The sequence below is a fragment of the Polaribacter sp. genome (genome assembly GCF_051251875.1).
Taxonomy (GTDB): Bacteria; Bacteroidota; Bacteroidia; order Flavobacteriales; family Flavobacteriaceae; genus Polaribacter.
On sequence record NZ_JBPOGL010000002.1, the window covers coordinates 101,610 to 119,108 of the forward strand.

Annotated in this window: 13 protein-coding genes; 1 reads left to right on the top strand and 12 read right to left on the bottom strand. The window is 28.3% G+C overall.

All coding sequences use genetic code 11. The annotated features are described in order from the left end of the window. The first annotated feature begins 12 nt into the window (after nucleotides 1-12). Nucleotides 13-2,241, top strand: coding sequence for a TonB-dependent receptor plug domain-containing protein (locus tag ACSHW5_RS01635; RefSeq protein WP_435674360.1), 2,229 nt, complete (start codon nucleotides 13-15; stop codon nucleotides 2,239-2,241). A 115-nt stretch (nucleotides 2,242-2,356) separates the two neighbouring features. On the opposite strand, the gene ACSHW5_RS01640 is transcribed toward ACSHW5_RS01635, so the two are convergent. The 12 genes from ACSHW5_RS01640 to ACSHW5_RS01695 all read right to left on the bottom strand — a co-directional run bounded on the left by ACSHW5_RS01640 (nucleotide 2,357) and on the right by ACSHW5_RS01695 (nucleotide 17,495). After that, complete coding sequence (locus tag ACSHW5_RS01640; RefSeq protein ID WP_435674361.1) at nucleotides 2,357-3,136, bottom strand: hypothetical protein; 780 nt, start codon at nucleotides 3,134-3,136, stop codon at nucleotides 2,357-2,359. Between the two features lie 67 nt (nucleotides 3,137-3,203). Continuing rightward, nucleotides 3,204-3,986, bottom strand: coding sequence for an anti-sigma factor (locus ACSHW5_RS01645; protein ID WP_435674362.1), 783 nt, complete (start codon nucleotides 3,984-3,986; stop codon nucleotides 3,204-3,206). A 3-nt stretch (nucleotides 3,987-3,989) separates the two neighbouring features. Then, entirely contained in the window at nucleotides 3,990-4,520 is a 531-nt protein-coding gene (locus ACSHW5_RS01650; RefSeq protein ID WP_435674363.1) for an RNA polymerase sigma factor, read from the bottom strand. A 53-nt stretch (nucleotides 4,521-4,573) separates the two neighbouring features. Then, on the bottom strand, nucleotides 4,574-5,746 hold the full coding sequence (locus ACSHW5_RS01655) for a tRNA modification GTPase (RefSeq protein ID WP_435674364.1): 1,173 nt from the start codon (nucleotides 5,744-5,746) through the stop codon (nucleotides 4,574-4,576). 221 nt (nucleotides 5,747-5,967) lie between these two features. Next, nucleotides 5,968-8,778 (bottom strand): hypothetical protein, encoded by a 2,811-nt coding sequence (locus tag ACSHW5_RS01660; protein WP_435674365.1) that lies wholly within the window; start codon nucleotides 8,776-8,778, stop codon nucleotides 5,968-5,970. Nucleotides 8,779-8,785: 7 nt separating this feature from the next. Then, nucleotides 8,786-10,267, bottom strand: a complete 1,482-nt coding sequence (locus ACSHW5_RS01665) for a C1 family peptidase (RefSeq protein ID WP_435674366.1) — start codon at nucleotides 10,265-10,267, stop codon at nucleotides 8,786-8,788. Nucleotides 10,268-10,374: 107 nt separating this feature from the next. Continuing rightward, nucleotides 10,375-12,324: a hypothetical protein gene (locus ACSHW5_RS01670; RefSeq protein ID WP_435674367.1), complete on the bottom strand. Its 1,950-nt coding sequence runs from the start codon at nucleotides 12,322-12,324 to the stop codon at nucleotides 10,375-10,377. Further along, entirely contained in the window at nucleotides 12,325-13,404 is a 1,080-nt protein-coding gene (locus ACSHW5_RS01675; protein WP_435674368.1) for an exonuclease domain-containing protein, read from the bottom strand. Between the two features lie 23 nt (nucleotides 13,405-13,427). After that, nucleotides 13,428-14,099, bottom strand: coding sequence for a YggS family pyridoxal phosphate-dependent enzyme (locus tag ACSHW5_RS01680; RefSeq protein WP_435674369.1), 672 nt, complete (start codon nucleotides 14,097-14,099; stop codon nucleotides 13,428-13,430). 129 nt (nucleotides 14,100-14,228) lie between these two features. Then, the gene (locus tag ACSHW5_RS01685) at nucleotides 14,229-15,182 is read right to left on the bottom strand and encodes a D-2-hydroxyacid dehydrogenase (protein ID WP_435674370.1); all 954 of its coding nucleotides are present in this window, start codon (nucleotides 15,180-15,182) and stop codon (nucleotides 14,229-14,231) included. Between the two features lie 79 nt (nucleotides 15,183-15,261). Next, nucleotides 15,262-16,326: a 3-phosphoserine/phosphohydroxythreonine transaminase gene (serC, locus tag ACSHW5_RS01690; RefSeq protein WP_435674371.1), complete on the bottom strand. Its 1,065-nt coding sequence runs from the start codon at nucleotides 16,324-16,326 to the stop codon at nucleotides 15,262-15,264. Between the two features lie 107 nt (nucleotides 16,327-16,433). Then, on the bottom strand, nucleotides 16,434-17,495 hold the full coding sequence (locus tag ACSHW5_RS01695) for an acyl-CoA reductase (protein ID WP_435674372.1): 1,062 nt from the start codon (nucleotides 17,493-17,495) through the stop codon (nucleotides 16,434-16,436). Nucleotides 17,496-17,499: the final 4 nt, after the last annotated feature.

A 17,499-nucleotide genomic window follows, 5' to 3' on the forward strand; every position in this document is an offset into this window, starting at 1 on the left:
AAAAATAATAAAATGAAAGTACAATTACTACTATTTTTTGTGATTACACTAAGTATACAAACTTTTGGCCAACAAATAAAAGGACGTGTGTTTAATGAATTTAATGAGCCTTTAGAGAATGTTTATGTAATAAATACCAATAATAATGTACACACGCATACTGATGAAAACGGAAATTTTGCACTAGAAAAAGTAGCTATAAATCATCGTATTCAACTTAGTATTTTGGGATATGCAAAGAAAGAATTCATACTACAGGAGCAAAACATAAAAAATGGAATTACAATAGTTTTGGAAACTAAAATATTTCAGTTAGAAGAATTGGTTTTACGCCAAGAAATAAATGCCATGCAAACTATTTCTAAGGTAGATTTAAAAGTAAATCCTGTAAACAACTCTCAAGAAATACTAAGAAAAGTACCTGGTTTATTTATTGGGCAACACGCTGGAGGCGGAAAAGCAGAACAGATTTTTTTACGTGGTTTTGATATTGATCATGGAACAGATATTGCATTATCTGTAGACGGAATGCCAATAAATATGGTTTCTCACGCACACGGTCAAGGTTATAGTGATTTGCATTTTGTGATTCCAGAAACCATTCAAAAAATAGATTTTGGCAAAGGTCCTTATAATGCCAATCAGGGTGATTTTAATACCGCTGGTTATGTAGATTTTTCAACAAAAACAGCCATTCATAAGAACACAATATCTGTAGGTTTTGGAGATTTTAATTCTATGAGAACTTTAGGAATGTTTAATTTATTAGAAAATAAAAAGAATGAAAATGCATACGTTGCTTTAGAATATATTGCAACCGATGGTGCTTTTGAATCTCCACAAAATTTTAATCGATTAAATATTTTTGGAAAGTATAGCACATTTTTAAACGGGAAAGAAAGAGTAACTTTTACTGCTTCTCATTTTACAAGTAGTTGGGATGCTTCTGGGCAAATTCCAGAAAGAGAAGTAAAAAATGGAAATATTACTCGTTTTGGTACTATTGATGATACCGAAGGCGGATTTACTTCTAGAACCAATTTAAATGTACAATTAAACAAAACATTAGCCAATGAATCACTTTTAAAAACAAATGTTTTTTACTCAAAGTATAATTTTGAGTTGTATTCTAATTTTACTTTCTTTTTAGATGATGCTGTAAACGGAGATCAAATAAAACAATTTGAAAATAGAGATGTTTTTGGAATGAATGCTAAAATTATCAACCAAAAAAAATACGGTAATATTGAGGCAAAATTTACAAAAGGAGTAGGTTTACGATATGATTTAATTAATGATAATGAATTATCGCACACAAAAAATAGGAGTGAGGTTCTAAATAGTATTCAGTTAGGAAATGTAAAACAAACAAATATGTATGCTTTTTTTAATTCTGAATTTGAAATAGGAAAATTTAAAATAGCACCCGCTTTAAGAGTAGATTATTTTAAATTTTTATACAACGATGCTTTAAACACAACCTATGAAACCTTAACAAAAACAAAGGCAATTGTAAATCCTAAATTAAATTTTTTATATAGTCAAAATGATAATTTACAATGGTTTTTAAAATCGGGAATTGGGTTTCACTCTAATGACACAAGAGTTGTTTTACAACAAAATGCTGATAAAGTTTTGCCAAGAGCTTATGGAGTAGATTTTGGAAATATTTGGAAACCATTTCCCAATTTAGTTCTGAACACAGCTGCTTGGTATTTATTATCTGAAGAAGAATTTGTATATGTTGGTGATGCTGGTATTGTAGAACCTTCTGGTAAATCTGAACGATTTGGTCTAGATGTAGGAATAAGATATCAATTTACAGATTGGTTGTATTTAGATACAGATGCAACCTTAACAAAGGCTAGAAGTTTAGAAAATGTATCTGGAGAAGATTACATTCCGTTAGCACCAAAATTTACATTGGCAGGAGGTTTATCATTTAATAATTTAGGAAATTTTTCTGGAGGAATTCGCTATCGTTTTATTGATGACAGACCCGCAAATGAAGACAATTCTATAATTGCAGATGGTTATTTTGTAAGTGATTTTAATATCAACTATAAAATGAAAGACATTACTTTTGGAATTGCAGTAGAAAATATTTTTGATGTAGCTTGGAATGAAACTCAGTTTGCCACAGAATCTAGATTACAAAATGAAGTGAATGCTGTAGAAGAAATTCATTTTACACCCGGAACACCTTTTTTTGCCAAAGCAACCATAAGTTATAATTTTTAAAATATGTCAAAAAAAAGATAAGAATTAGTTTGGTTAATTTTAGTTGGAAGAAAGTGCCTTTTGCAATAGTGCAGAGGGCATTTTTTATGTGTATAAAAATTCAAATAAAAACAACTTAAAGATAAAGATACATCTCAGAAATAATTGTTTTTTCTCCATTATTAAGAACAACATCTACCTTATTGGCATTTGGTATTGGCAATCCATCTATTATTTTTTTCTCATTAATATACAAATCAAATTTATGCTCATTAAAATTTCGTAAAGGAATTAAAGTGTTGCTAGAGAATACAATAGCGCTTTTATTATTTAAAATACGACGCTCAGTTTTGTGAAATTGAATATTAGAATTGGTTTTTATATAAATTTCAGAAAGATCTAAAGTCTGTTCACTAATTAGGTAATATTGCCATTGTATTAATCTTGCTTCCAAAGAAATTTTATAATTAACAGGAGAATTATCTTCAAAATATTTTAAAAAATCTTTAAAATGTATGGTCAATTCACCAAAGTTATTGAAGTCAGATTGTGCTATATGCCTAGCTTGTAATGCATTATTATTAGCGGATGTTGTATAGGTTAACATGCCTATATTCTCTATTGGAAAATCAGCTGTATAGGTAGGAAAAAAAGAATCTGAGGTTGTAAGATTAAATTCAAAGGATTTTACTTCTGTTGTAGTTGCAATATACGTTAACAAAGCTTCTAAAGTTTCTGTAGTATTAGAATACAAGTTAAATCCTGTTGGGGTTTTTTGTATGACAAAACCAAATTTAATAAAAATATTCTGCGTTATTTTATTCGGAATAAATTGCACAGGAATTGCTTCGTTATTATAAAAATAGGAATGAGAAATTTGAACAGAAAAGACAAATTTGTACGTATTTAAAGTCATAAAATTTTACGAATTAAGTGAATGTAAAAATATGAAGTTAAAGTACAATAAATTTTTTTATAAATAGCTAAGAATCAACAGCTCCTAAGGTATATAATTGCTCTAAAGTAGGAGATTCACTTCCACCTGCGGGTTCTAAAGTTATACCAAATGCTTCTGATTGATTGGCATTGTCAATAGTAAAAATTTTGTTGGTATCTGCTGTAAAGGTGTCTATGGTTCCTAAACTTGTTGGTGTTAACGGATTAAGTTTTAAAGACCAAACTTGATATACTTTTCCTTTAGGAGGGTCTGGTAAACCTTTGGCATCTAGATAAATACTGTTGGTTTTTTTATCCCAATAAACTTTTGCATAAGAATTTGGAGAAACTTTTTGTCCTGTCAAAGGCACAGAAATAATATCTTTATCTCTAAAAATGGTTATTAATTTTTCTGCATCTGCCAAGCTGTTAGAAGCCTTATCAATTTGTTCTTCTAATTGTTTTTTATCTGTAGCAATCTGTTCTTTTAATTTATTGTTTTGTACAACAGACCAAATTAACATACTACCAATAACCAATGAAGCTGCCCAACCAGCATATTGCAACCAGTTATTTTTTTGAGTGGAAATAGAAATTACTTTTGTTTCATCAACTTTTAGCTGATTTTTTATCTCAGAAAAAGAGTATTCACTATCTTTTTTAGCGGCAGCCGTAAGTTTTACAATTGCCTTTTCAATGGATTTTACTTCAGTTAACAACACAGGATATTCTTGAATTTTAGCATAGATTTCCTCATTTTCTTTTTCAGAAAGCGAGCCTGCAACGTACAGTTCTAAAATTCCGGATGCTATGTATTCTTTTATATCCATTTATTAAACTCCTAGCATAGTACGTAATTCGCCTATACAATTTCTATTTCTTGTTTTTATAGTACCAATTGGCATTTCTAATTCTTCTGATGCTTCCTTTTGCGTAAACCCTTTAAAATATAATAACTCAATTACTGCTTTACATTTGTCTCCTAATTTGGTTACAAATTCTTTTAAACCAATAGTTTCTGTAGCAGTTTCTAAAGAATCATTACTCTCTATTATATCTACGAAAAAATCGGCATTAAGGTTTTGCTTAGACTGTTTAAATTTTTTAGACCGTGTATAATCAATAGCTGCATTTCTTGCTATATTTAAAATCCACGTAAAAAACCTACCTTTTTTAGCAGAGTAGGTTTCAGATTTATTCCAAGCTTTTATAAATACATCTTGGGTAATTTCTTGAGCAACTTCATCATTTTTTACAATAGTATTTACAACGCCAGAAATACTATTACAATACATATTGTATAGTTTTTCATACGCTTGAACGTTTTTCTGTTGAAATTGTAAAATTAAGAGCTCTTGATCCATATATTGAAAGCTAAAATAATAATTATAAATTAGAATAAAGGATTTAATTTCTTTTATAAAAAATTGTATCCTAAAACAATAGAAAAAGAACTGTATTTAGTTTCCCAATAAGAATAGCCTAGTGTTATATCTCTACCTGTATTATATCTTGCTTCAATAGTGTATTTGTTATCGTAATTATAACCAAAACCAATTTGAGTACTTGGGCCTGATTTTATTTCTAAATCTCCAATATTTTTAAAATCAATTTTAGAATTCATTGTAAAATCTATAACATAGGCGCCACTTATAAATAGTTTAGAGTTGTCATTTAAAAACATATAATGTTTAACACCAAAAGGTAATTCTATTGAGTTATAATCAATTTCTCCAGATTGAGAACCTTTAATATCTCCGCTATAAGTTTGATAGGTTGGTTCTATAAATAAAGACCATTTGTTTTTATTAAATGAAAAAATATATTCTGCTTCAATGCCAGCTCTAATATTTATTCCGCTACTTTCTATATTAGTATAACCATAAGTAATATTTGATGGTTTTATTATAGTGTTTCCTATTCCTAATTTAAAATTCAAATTAAATTTATTTATATTGTTTAATTTTGTGTAATCTTTAGTTAGACTATTATTACAATTATTATATGTTATAAAATATTTAACTAGACTGTTTTTTTTATAAAGTACATTTTTATAATCTACTTTATCACATAAAACATCTATTCTTAATTGTGTTAAGTAATTTTTATTTTTGGCTAGATAATTATTTGAGTTTAAATATTCTTTATATTCTAATTGTTTAATTGTAGTGTTTTCTTTTTTATAAAAGTATTTGGCTAGATTTCCTTCTTGCAAACCATATAAGTTGGCTTTTCCTTCTACCAAAACTTTTAGGAATAAGGTTTCTATAACAAAATCATACATTCTTGTATTACTCAATTGATTTACGTTTGTTACAGACTTATCTATATTCACTTTAAATCTTACATATTTACTAATTTCATGTACACCAAACTCTTTAGTATTTTTTAAATTTCCTTCAATTTCATGTGAATTATTATTTATTTTATACGTGAAGTTTGTAGGATTGTGAAGCCAATCTTCATTTTTTATTAGGCATTCTATTTTTTCATCATTGTTATTAATGATATATCCTTTTTCAAATTTAATTTGCGCAATTGACTTTAGACCTATAAAAAATAGGATAGTCATAGTAATTCTTAATTTCATATTTTTTTTTAATGTAAAAGGTTTTTTAAAGCAATAAAAAAACCTCCACAAAAATACTAATAACAGAATTGAATTTATTACTTAAATACCACAATTTTAGATATTGATAAACAATTATATTGTTCTATTAAATAGGGTTAATTTTACATCATTTTTTTAAAACTAAAAACTCTAAATACAAAATGTATTTAGAGTTAAAATAAAAAATTAGGTTAGAGAACTTATTGTTTTTTTATGAAAATAAAATCACCACCTTCATCACCAGTTCTATTAATAGGTGCATATTGTGGTTTGTTTTCTCCGGAAGTATTGTTAATTACCGGGTCTTCTATCATATTAAATAATTTACCAGCAGAAAGATATGGATCTGTATTTTGAGTAAGTCTCTTTAATAAGTATTTCATAAATACACTTTTATTAGGTACTGTTGTAAGTGTACCACTTGTAATTGCTCTTCTGCTTGGTAAAGAATATTTAGTTTTAACGGCATCAGAAGCTTTGCTGTAAGATCTGTTTGTAGATAAAATACTACCACTAAAACAAGCATCAGCAATTAATAATGTGTGTTTAGAGTTGATAGATTTTATATAAGAAACAATACTGGTATTTAAAATTACATTTCCTTCAAACTCCATTTGTGCATCTGCAGGCATCCAATATCCTTTTTCGCTTGTTTGATCATAATTTCCATGACCAGCGTAGAAAATAACTACATTGTCATTTTTACCAACTTTATTTTTTAGCTGAAAAAACTCCCTTATAATCTGGTTTTCAGTGGGGTTTTTAAGCACTTTTACGTTTTCTCTAGAAAAACTATATTTACTCGTTAAAAGGTCTGCAAGTGCTTGTGCATCTTTTGTGGGCTCTCCTTTTAAATCTACTATGTTTTTATCATTATAGGTGCTAACCCCAATAATAAGTGCATAATATTTTCCAAATCCAATGTCTATTACTTCTTCTTTATCTGTATTATTGGTAATAATTTCTGGAGAATTACGTTTTATGGTAAATGATTTTGTTGAAGATGCTTGCTTTAAATCTGTAGCCTTCACAATTAAATCGTTTTTACCATATTTTAAAGGTACTTGAGCTGTAAAAGTTCCATCTTCTTTTACATTTGCCTCTATGCCATTTATGGTAATTTCATAGATTCCATCTGAATCTGTGGCTTTTCCTCGTACAAATATTCTTTTAGTTTTAACAATTTTAAATCCTCTTTTTTCGTCTACATTAGGTTCTGTAATAGCCACAATTGGTGGATTATTAAAACTTGATGTTTGGTATTTTATATTTAAATAATCTACAGCAATTTTTTTATCATAATACAATGTATACCCAAATTTATCACCAAAAAATGGCTCAAATGCGGTTTCATTTACATATTGATTGTTGATGTAAAAACGAAGTAAGTTTCCAGATTTTACTATTTTTATGATGTTAATTCCGTTTTTTCCTGTTTTTATAGCTGTTGATTCTGTAAAAGGGATAATTTTAGTATACTTATTTTCTACAAATTTTCGATATAAATAACTACTTCCAGAGATTAAAAATGAATATTCATTTGCAGAATTTTTTCTACCAAATGTAATACCATACAAGCCACTTATAGAATTTTTAACTTCACTAATACTTGTTTCTATTATAAAATCTTTACTAGTATTAATAGCTACATTTCTGCTAATAAAGATGCCTCCTTTTTTCTTTCTTTCTATAATTAATTTTCCGCCATTTAAAGCCACAGAATAATCATCTGAATTTTCTGTTTGCCAACCGTTATTGTTGGTAGAAAAACTATCGTAAAGGGGCAGAGAAAGTGTTTTATTAGTTACAACAGTTTTTTTATTGTTTTGTATAGAACTATTAATTTTTAAATAATCTACGGCAATTTCTTGTTCATAATAAATTCCATACCCAATTTCGTTACCAAATAGAGGTTCAAAATCAATTTTAGTAACATATTTATTATTGATATAAAACTTATAATAGTTATCTTCTTTCTGAATTTTTAAGGTATTTGCTCCACCAATTCCTTGATTTATAATATCAGTTTTTGTCCATTTTAAAATAGTTTCTATTTTATTATTTACAATCCTATTTACTTTATAAAATCCGGTGGATGTAATTAAAAAGTTAAAATAATTATCGCCTTTTTTTCCCCATAAAATTCCATATGGAGAATTTGTGTCTCCAGAAATTTTAAATAATTTAGTTTCTAATTCAAAGTCTTTAGAACTGTCAAAATATTTATTAATATGTGTTAAATACCCTTTTTCTTTTCTCTTATGATTTAAATAATATTTACCATTGGCAAGTCTAAATTTTCTGTTTTCATCTTCGGCTTCAGACCATTCTTCAGAAGAATTACCATTAAAATCTTCATTTAAAATCACTAAATTGTTATTGTTAAAATTGGTAGAAGAAACATTTTTAACTTTTAAATAATCTATCGCAATCTTTTGATTTTTATAGATGGCAACGCCTATTTTTTTACCAATATAATCTTTGTGTGTCATGCTATACACATAAGACCCATTAATATAGAAGGTGATATAATTTCCTTTTCTAGAAATTTTAAGCGTGTTTATACCATAATTTCCTGTTTTAATTTTGTCGGACTTTGTCCAAGCTTTTGAAGTTGTGTACTTTTTATTTTTATTTTCTGCAACTCTAAAATAACCATTAGAAGAATAGCCAAATTCTCTATAATTATCGGAATCCTTAAAATCATAATAAAAACTAATTCCTGAGTTTTCTACTCCAGAAATTTTCTGGATTGAAGTTTCAATTTCAAAATCTTTAGAAGTATCTAAATTAAAATCTGATGATGTAACTCTCCAAGAATCTTTTGTTCTTTTATGTTCAAAATAGTATTTACCACCATAAACACTTAAAACTCTATTTTCATTTGAGCCAACGGGCCAATTACCATTGTTATTGTCAAAGTTTTCTTGAAAAACATAATTACTGTTTTGGCTACTAATAGAGTAGCTAATTAAAAACGTAAGAAATAATATTTTTCTAAGGATATTCATAATATTTTTATTGATGATTTACTTCTATAAAAATAGGCACAACTTTAGAAGCATTGGTTTTAGATGAAGCATTAAATGAAATTTTGTCTTTACTAAATGAGATATCAGAACCTTTAAATATTTTATCTGATAAAGCTTTTTTTACATTTGATACAAAATCTCCAGAACTGCCGCTAACTTTAGTAACAAGATCATTAATATTTAATTTTTCTTTACTGTATAAAACACACAAAATGTCTCTACCAGGATTGTTATCAAATTCTATAAAATAATCTTCATTTGGCAAAGCAATTTCACTATTAGAATAATTAAAAAAATCGCTATAATTATTAAACGGATATAATTTATTGACAGATTTATCTGAAGAACCATAACCAATTAAATAGACATAACCACGTTGTTTACTTTTTATATAGATTCTAAATTGTGTGCCAGAAGTATAAGATTTTGTAACTTTATAAGTAGTTTTTGTTGCTTTTACAATGTTAAAATTTCTTGTTGCTCCATCAGCTAAACTAATTGGCATCACAGTATTATCACTAAGTTTTAAGTTTAATTCTCCTCCTAATTTATTGTAAACAAAAGGAATTGTAATGTCTTCTTTATCCTCTTTATCCTCTTTATCCTTTTTGTCTTCTTTGTCATTGTCGTTTCTGTCATCAACTAAAACATAAGCCGTTTTTATATAGTTTTCAAAGTCTGTATATTTTATCCAGAAGAAACCTTTGTTACCCCAAGTGCTTCCCCAAGAATTCATAATTTCAAAAGCGCCACCGGCTTTATTATCATCATAACCTACCACAACCATTGCGTGCCCATGTGTACCTCCGTTAGGTATCCATACTTTATCAGCATCCATTTTTAGTGAATTATATTTGAATAATCCTATAACTACAGGGTTTTTATTGGCAATTGCTTTTTTTACTTTACTGGCCAAATTAACAGGGAAATTCCATTTAGCCAATCTTTCATAAGTTAAAATTTTATGATTTTTTGCTTTGCTAATAACATAGCTAGAAGGTGTTTTTAAACATGTTGTGTAGTCGTAAGCAAAATCTATTAATTTTGCAGAACCATTGTTCATTACTTTCATTGCATTTTCTATGTATGCACCCTGACATTGATTATTTACTTTAATTTGATTGTAAACAAAGGATGGAGAAAATGTGTTTTGATTGATTTTTGAAGTATTATATTTCCAATTTTTGGTAATTGCATTTGCAATAGTTCTTGCACCGTATGCACTTGCCCAACCAACACAAGAACCTTGTGAACCTTGGTTTCCTGGAGTTGGAGCATAGGCTTTTAAACTAAAGGATGTTGGTAATTTTGTAAAACTTCTTGTTACTAAAGGCACAGATTGTGGCACGCCTTCATAAAGTGCTTCGTCGAATAATAAACCTGTACCAAATTGCTCTTCATTTTCATCTTGAGAAAATAATAAGGTGGGTAAAAGGATACAAAAAATAAGTAGAAATAATTTTTTCATTTTCGAGTATTTAAGGTAATTATGTAACAAATTTGCGTATAAATATAATAAAAAAAAATACGCCAAATGACGTATTTTAGGTTTTCAGCGTAAAATTGGTTATAATTTTACATTTTTTTTTCGATAGTTATATAAGAATTTTCCGAAAGTATTATTTGTTTATAAAATTCTTTTAATGCAAAATATTCATCGGCAGAAAAAATACTTTTATACAAGTTTAATCGAACAAATACAATAAGTCTATTCTCTTTCTTTACTATTTTAAAGATGAATGATCCTGATTTATTTGGTAAAGAAATTGCCAAGTCTTTTGGAATTTGAGTAAAAGAATAATTTTCTGGAATTACTAGGTTTAAAGAGTATTTTGTATTGGTTAAAAAACCAAAATCTACTGGATAATTTCTTTCCTTAAGTTTAAAAGGATTTTCTTCTAATCGGTCAATAAAAATGGGGCGTATTTTAATCTTATTTTCTAATTGTTCACCCGCTGTTATTTTAATAGTAAAGGTTTCTTTTAAATGAGAATTTAAGTTTTCTAAAGAAGAGTTTTTATAATCTTCTACTTCAATACTCGAATATTTATTTTCAAACTCTTCTAAGTAATTTTCTTCTGTGGTAATTGCTAATTTTTCTCTTTGTTCAGATGCAAAATAACCATGTTTTGTAAGTACTAAATTACCTGTAAAATCTCCGTTTTCTTGTAAAGTCATTCTGGCAACTGTGTTTTTTGATGTTGCTACGCTAGGAGTAAGCTTTTCCCAATAACCGTCATTGTTAAAATCGATAACCCTTGCTTCTCCATTTAAAGTTCTTGTAGGTAATTGTCCGAAAGGTAAAAATTTATCTGTAGCATCTAAAAAGTAAGGTTTTCCATCAATTATTGTTTTGATAATTACATAATTAAAATCAAAAATTATGGGATACAATTTTGTTGGAATTCCATTATTTCTGGTTGATAAAACAACTAAGTTTGCCGGAATTTCTGCTGCTTTTAAACTATTATATAATGATAAATTAATTTCACCAACATCGCCAGATTTGTCATCAAAAGCATTTTTTACTTTTGCATCTTCACTAGTCCAATAATTTTCATTCCAAGTATAATGATTCTGAACAAAGCTAAATACTTTTTTTGCCTTTTCTAAGGTGTTTTCTGTGCTAAGAATAGAATCTGGTAACTTGTTTTTAAAGTAGTTTTTTTTACTTGTTTGGTGATTAAAAAAATAGTTTTTAATACTTTTATCTGCTTTGTCCCATGTGGTGGCAACATTTTTAACAACACCTCTAAAACTAGTATAAGATTTTAGGTCAAAAGAAAGTCTCATTAAGTAGTTTTTCTTACTTAACATATAATCTTCTTCTTTAAAAGCGGGTACATCATTCATTCCGTAAGAATAAATTGCACAAGCACCAACCCCAATTAGAGGAATATCTACACATTTTTTATTAATTGAAACTTCATCCTTATCTAAATTTACAATGCCAATTGTTCTTATATTGTATTTATAATTGCCTAAAATGGCTGCGTCAAAATCACTTTTAATTTTTGGAATATCTGATTGAAAATACCAATCATTTATAGTTAAATAAGGAGAGATAATACTGTAGGAATATTCAATAACACTGCCTTCTTTTATATTGGGTAATGTGTATTTTTTGGATTTATAATTTTTATTTTCTTGTGTGGTAAAAATATCTTTATCTAATAAAACATCTCTTTTTATGGTACCTATTTCCGATAGGTTATACGTAATTGCTTTTAAGTTTTTAAGCTTTTTTTCTTTAAATAAATGAATGGCAACATCTGCCAAGTTAAAAGCTGACTTGTCTAAAATTTTTATTCTGTAATAATAATCTGTTCTGATTTTAAAATCATTTGTAGGATCTATATAAAGATTTGCATGTTCATACAAAACAACCGCTGTTGCAGTAGAATCTCTATGGTAAACAGTCATTTTTAATTCGTCTAAAGTGGTTTGACCCATTTTGGAAGATCTTTCTAATTGACAAAAAACAATATTGGAAGCGAGTAGGACTAATAAGGTAATTTTTTTCATTTACAATCTAATGATTTTTTGAACTTTATAATTGTTCAAATATCTTTTTATAATAGTTTTTGCAGCTTGTTTATTCTTTATTGGAGTTAACACCTTTTTAAGAATATCTAATCTGTTTTCTTGATAATTTAAATTTGTATATCCATAACCAAAAACCTCACTATCTTCTATTAAAATAATGGCGTTTTCTTCTACTTCTCGACCTTTGTCAATAATTAAAAAATTATCATTATTAAAATCTAGAATTGTAGGTTTTTCTTTTTTTCTAAAGTTGAATTTTGGAGATAAAGCTTCTATTTCTATGGCATATTTTAAACGTGTAAAAAGTTCGTTTCCAGAAACATCAAAAGAAATGGTAGATGATTTGTCTTGAATTTTAACCGCTCTTTTTGTTACTTTTAAGAAAAGTCTATTTATTTCTGCTTTTATATTTTTTCCTTTGCCCAAATAAATTACTTTACCATCAGAATCATGGATGTAATACAATCCTTGAATGGCAGGTATTTCATCTATTAAACTTCTTAATTTTTGTTTTTGACGTCTTCTGTCAAAATATTTTATAGAATTTTGAAAAATTTCTTTGTTGACGTCTTTTTCTAATAATAATTTAAATAATTGTACCGTTGCTAAGGCGTCTCCAGATGCTCTATGTCTATCCGTCATAGGAATTCCTAAAGATTTTATCAATTTTCCTAAACTATAAGAAGGTTGGTCTAAAATTAATTTCTGACTTAATTCTACTGTGCAGAGTGTATTTCTGTTAAAATCATAACCCAATCTATCAAATTCTGTGCTTAAAATTCTATAATCAAAAGCAGTATTATGAGCCACCAAAATACAATCGGAAGTAATTTCTATTATCCGTTTGGCAATTTCATAGAATTTTGGTGCATTTTTAAGCATTTTGTTATTAATGCCTGTAAGTCTTACAACAAATTCTTGAATTGGTTTTTCTGGATTTACCAAGCTAATAAACTGGTCTATGGTATCGTGACCGTCAAATTTATAGATGGCAATTTCTGTAATGCCTTCTTCGTTAAATTTTCCTCCGGTAGTTTCTATATCTAAAATTGCGTACAAATTCTTTTTCTTTAATGCGAAATTTAAGGATTATAATTTCTTTGACCAAATATAGCACTTCCAACTCTAACCATTGTACTTCCGTTGTTAATTGCTAAAAGAAAATCTCCACTCATTCCCATAGATAAAGTTTTAAATTGGCAATTGGTAGTAATCGCTTTTAATTTTTGTTGATTAAAGAAGCTCTTTAATGATAAAAACTCTTCTTTTAATTGTTGTTGATTGTCTGTAAATGTTGCCATGCCCATACAACCAACAATTTGTATGTTTTCTAAAGTTGCTAATTCTTCTGATACTAAAATGGCTTCAATTTCATCAAAAGACAAGCCAAACTTAGTTTCTTCTTTTGCAATTTTGGCTTGTAAAAGACATTTGATAATTCTATTGTTTTTTTTGGCTTGTTTGTCAATTTCTTTTAAGGTTTTTAAAGAGTCTACACCGTGAATTAAATCTACAAAATGAGCCATATATTTTACCTTATTACGCTGTAAATGACCAATCATGTGCCATTGAATGTCTTTTGGTAAAACATCATATTTATCAACCATTTCCTGAATTTTATTCTCTCCAAAAATACGCTGACCAGCATCATAAGCTTCTTGTAAGTCTTTAATAGGTTTGGTTTTAGAAACTGCAACTAAGGTTACATTTTCAGGAATGGATTGCTTTATTTTTAATAAGTTTTCTTTAATCATATTTGGGTTCAAAAGTTCAGAGGTTCAAAAGTTTAAATTTTAAAAAGTTACAGAATTTTCTTTCTACTTAATACTAAGTACTTACTACTAATTACTTATTACTAATTACTAACTACTAACTAATAACCACTAATTCCTTAACAAAGTAATAATCTGTTTTGCCAATTCTAATCCTATTCTATCTTGCGCTTCTTTTGTTGCTGCACCAATATGCGGAGTTAAAGAAATTTCTGGATTCATTAATAACTGAACAGCGGGTGTTGGTTCTGTTTCAAAAACATCTAAACCCGCAAATTGTACTTTACCGCGTTCTATTGCTTTTACCAAATCTACTTCATGTAAAACTCCACCTCTAGACGTGTTTATGATTCCAACTCCATCTTTCATTGTATCAATTTCAGATTCAGTAATAATATAATCTTCTTGATCTGGTATATGTAAGGTTATAAAATCTGCTTCTTTTAATAGTTCTAGTTTATCGATGGTTTCAATAGTAAAAACAGCTTTTTGTCCATTAAAAAATTCTAATGTAATGGGCGCACTTTTTACATCGTCATCAGTTGCTAAGACATGCATTCCTATACCAATAGCTATTTTAGCAACTTCTTGTCCTATTCTTCCAAAGCCAATAATACCAATTGTTTTTCCTCTTAATTCCGTTCCTTGTGAATAGGCTTTTTTCAATGCATTAAAACGAGTATCTCCTTCTAAAGGCATTTCTCTGTTAGAAGAATGAAGAAAACGAACCATTCCGAATAAATGAGCAAAAACCAATTCTGCTACAGAACTAGAAGAAGCCTCTGGTGTATTAATTACCAACAATCCATTGTCTTCTGCATAATCAACATCAATATTATCTAAACCAACGCCACCACGACCAATTAATTTTAAACTAGGACATGCTTCTATTAATTCTTGTCTTACTTGAGTTGCACTTCGTACTAAGATTGCATCAATATTGTGTTCATTAATATAATTTTCTAATTGATTTTGAGCAACTTTTACTGTAATTACTTCAAATCCTCCTTTTTCTAAAGCATCTAATCCGCTTTTAGAAATTCCATCGTTTGCTAATATTTTCATTCTTAAATATGTTCAAAATTTAAAATTTATAGTTCAAAGTTTATTAATACTCAAAATTTTGAATATTAAATTTAAAACTTTAAACCTTTTTTACTAAGGCTTGCATTACATCTACCAAAGCTTGTACGCTATATAAAGGCAATGCGTTGTACATACTTGCTCTATAGCCACCAACACTTCTGTGTCCGTTTAATCCACTAATTCCTGCGGCTGCCCACATGGTATCGAATTTTTCTTTTAAAGATTCATCTGTTAACGTAAAAGTAGCATTCATTGTACTTCTATCTTCTTTGGCAACAACTCCTTTAAACAAAGGATTTCTGTCTATTTCTGTATATAAAAGTGCGGCTTTTTTATTGTTTACTTCTTCAATAAATTTAACACCACCTAAATCTTTTAACCACTGTAAGGTTAACATAGAAACATACACTGCAAATACAGAAGGGGTATTAAACATGCTGTCTTTATCTATGTGGATTTGATAATTTAACATAGATGGAATGTGTCTTTCTACTTTTCCTAAAATATCTTCTTTAATGATAATTAAAGTAGCTCCTGCAGGACCCATATTTTTTTGTGCACCGGCATAAATAAGGTCAAATTTTTCAAAGTCTAATTGGCGAGAAAAAATATCTGAACTCATGTCACAAACCAACGGAACATTTGTTTCAGGAAAACTTTTCATTTGTGTACCAGCAACTGTATTGTTACTTGTACAGTGAAAATAATCTGCATCTTCTGGTATTGTATATCCTTTAGGAATATAATTGTAACCTTTATCTTTAGAAGATGCTACTTCAATAACTTCACCAAATGCTTTTGCTTCTTTTTGAGCTTTATCTGCCCAAGTTCCTGTATTTAAATACGCTGCTTTTTTATCTAATAAATTATAAGCAACCATTAAAAATTCTAAACTTGCACCACCTTGTAAAAACAAGGCTTGGTATCCTTTATTTTCTAATCCTAACAATTCTAAGGCTAACGAACGTGCTTTTTCTATAACTGCTACAAAAGGTTTACTTCTGTGAGAAATTTCTATTAATGACAAATTATCATCATTAAAATTTAGAATTGCTTCTGATGCTTTTTGCAACACCTCCTGTGGTAAAATACAAGGACCTGCACTAAAATTATGTTTTTTCATACTCTTAAGTTCAATATTTAATGTTTAGATTCAAAGTGGTAACACTTTGAGAACTTTGCGAAAAACTTAGCGTCTTCGCGGTTAATTTTAAAACTTCTCTGCGAGAGTTATATGGTTGATAAAAATTCTAATGTATTTACACCATCTGCATAATCTGTTAATGCAGGATGCTGTGTTTGACCAAAAGCAATTTCATTTTCTATAAAATCTTTGGCTACAACACATTGAATCTTTTCTCTGTCTTGATGTAATTTTATTTTTAAATCTATTTCGTTGTCATAATATTCATAAAATATAGTTGCAATAGGAGAGGAGTAGCTTTCATCTTCTTTAATCATCAGAAATCCGTTTTCTAACAAATCAAACAAACTCATCAAATAAACTGCTTTGTTGTAGTCGTAATTATTAGCATACTTGGCATTTTCAATAATCTCTTTTTTAGCGTACATTCCTGTAAAAAATGCTTCAAAATTATAATTTTTTGGCACAAATAATTTAGAAACAGATCTACAGCCCAATCCAAAATATTGAAAAACATCATCAGATAAATTAATAAAATCTTCTGCAGTTTCATTTCCGGTGATAACAGCCACAGAATTTCTACTTTTTCTGATAATATTTGGTTTATTTTTGAAATAATATTCAAAATAACGCGCAGTATTATCGCTTCCGGTGGCGATTACTGCATCAAAATTTGACAATTTTTCTTCTGTAAAAGTGATTTTTCCTTTAAAATTAGGTTCAACATACTCTAAATACTTCGCTAAAAAGGGTAATAAATGTTTGTCGTTAGAAGATTGTTTTACCAACACTTCATGACCAGAAATTAATACGGATAAAAAATCATGAAAACCAACTAAAGGGATGTTTCCAGCCATAACAACGGCTACTTTTTTAGCTTGATTAGGGTTTAAATTAACACTTGTAATAAGTTTATTTAACTCTTTTTCATTCAGAGATTTACTCCAATTATTTAAGCTAAACAAAATATTCTCTTTTGTAAACCAGGAATTGTTTTCCTGCGCCAATTTAATTTGATGTAAAAACCCATCAAAAAAGATTTCGTTATAATCTACACCGTCAATTTTATGTGTTTTTTCGTTAGAAAACTGTCTTAAAAAGTCTCCTAATTTTACGAATGCAGAAATTCTATTTTGAATACTAATCATTTAT

Coding starts and splice junctions, on each gene's coding strand:
- ACSHW5_RS01635 (WP_435674360.1), top strand. CDS start 13: ATGAAAGTACAATTACTACTATTTTTTGTGATTACACTAAGTATACAA.
- ACSHW5_RS01640 (WP_435674361.1), bottom strand. CDS start 3,136: ATGACTTTAAATACGTACAAATTTGTCTTTTCTGTTCAAATTTCTCAT.
- ACSHW5_RS01645 (WP_435674362.1), bottom strand. CDS start 3,986: ATGGATATAAAAGAATACATAGCATCCGGAATTTTAGAACTGTACGTT.
- ACSHW5_RS01650 (WP_435674363.1), bottom strand. CDS start 4,520: ATGGATCAAGAGCTCTTAATTTTACAATTTCAACAGAAAAACGTTCAA.
- ACSHW5_RS01655 (WP_435674364.1), bottom strand. CDS start 5,746: ATGAAATTAAGAATTACTATGACTATCCTATTTTTTATAGGTCTAAAG.
- ACSHW5_RS01660 (WP_435674365.1), bottom strand. CDS start 8,778: ATGAATATCCTTAGAAAAATATTATTTCTTACGTTTTTAATTAGCTAC.
- ACSHW5_RS01665 (WP_435674366.1), bottom strand. CDS start 10,267: ATGAAAAAATTATTTCTACTTATTTTTTGTATCCTTTTACCCACCTTA.
- ACSHW5_RS01670 (WP_435674367.1), bottom strand. CDS start 12,324: ATGAAAAAAATTACCTTATTAGTCCTACTCGCTTCCAATATTGTTTTT.
- ACSHW5_RS01680 (WP_435674369.1), bottom strand. CDS start 14,099: ATGATTAAAGAAAACTTATTAAAAATAAAGCAATCCATTCCTGAAAAT.
- ACSHW5_RS01685 (WP_435674370.1), bottom strand. CDS start 15,182: ATGAAAATATTAGCAAACGATGGAATTTCTAAAAGCGGATTAGATGCT.
- serC (WP_435674371.1), bottom strand. CDS start 16,326: ATGAAAAAACATAATTTTAGTGCAGGTCCTTGTATTTTACCACAGGAG.
- ACSHW5_RS01695 (WP_435674372.1), bottom strand. CDS start 17,495: ATGATTAGTATTCAAAATAGAATTTCTGCATTCGTAAAATTAGGAGAC.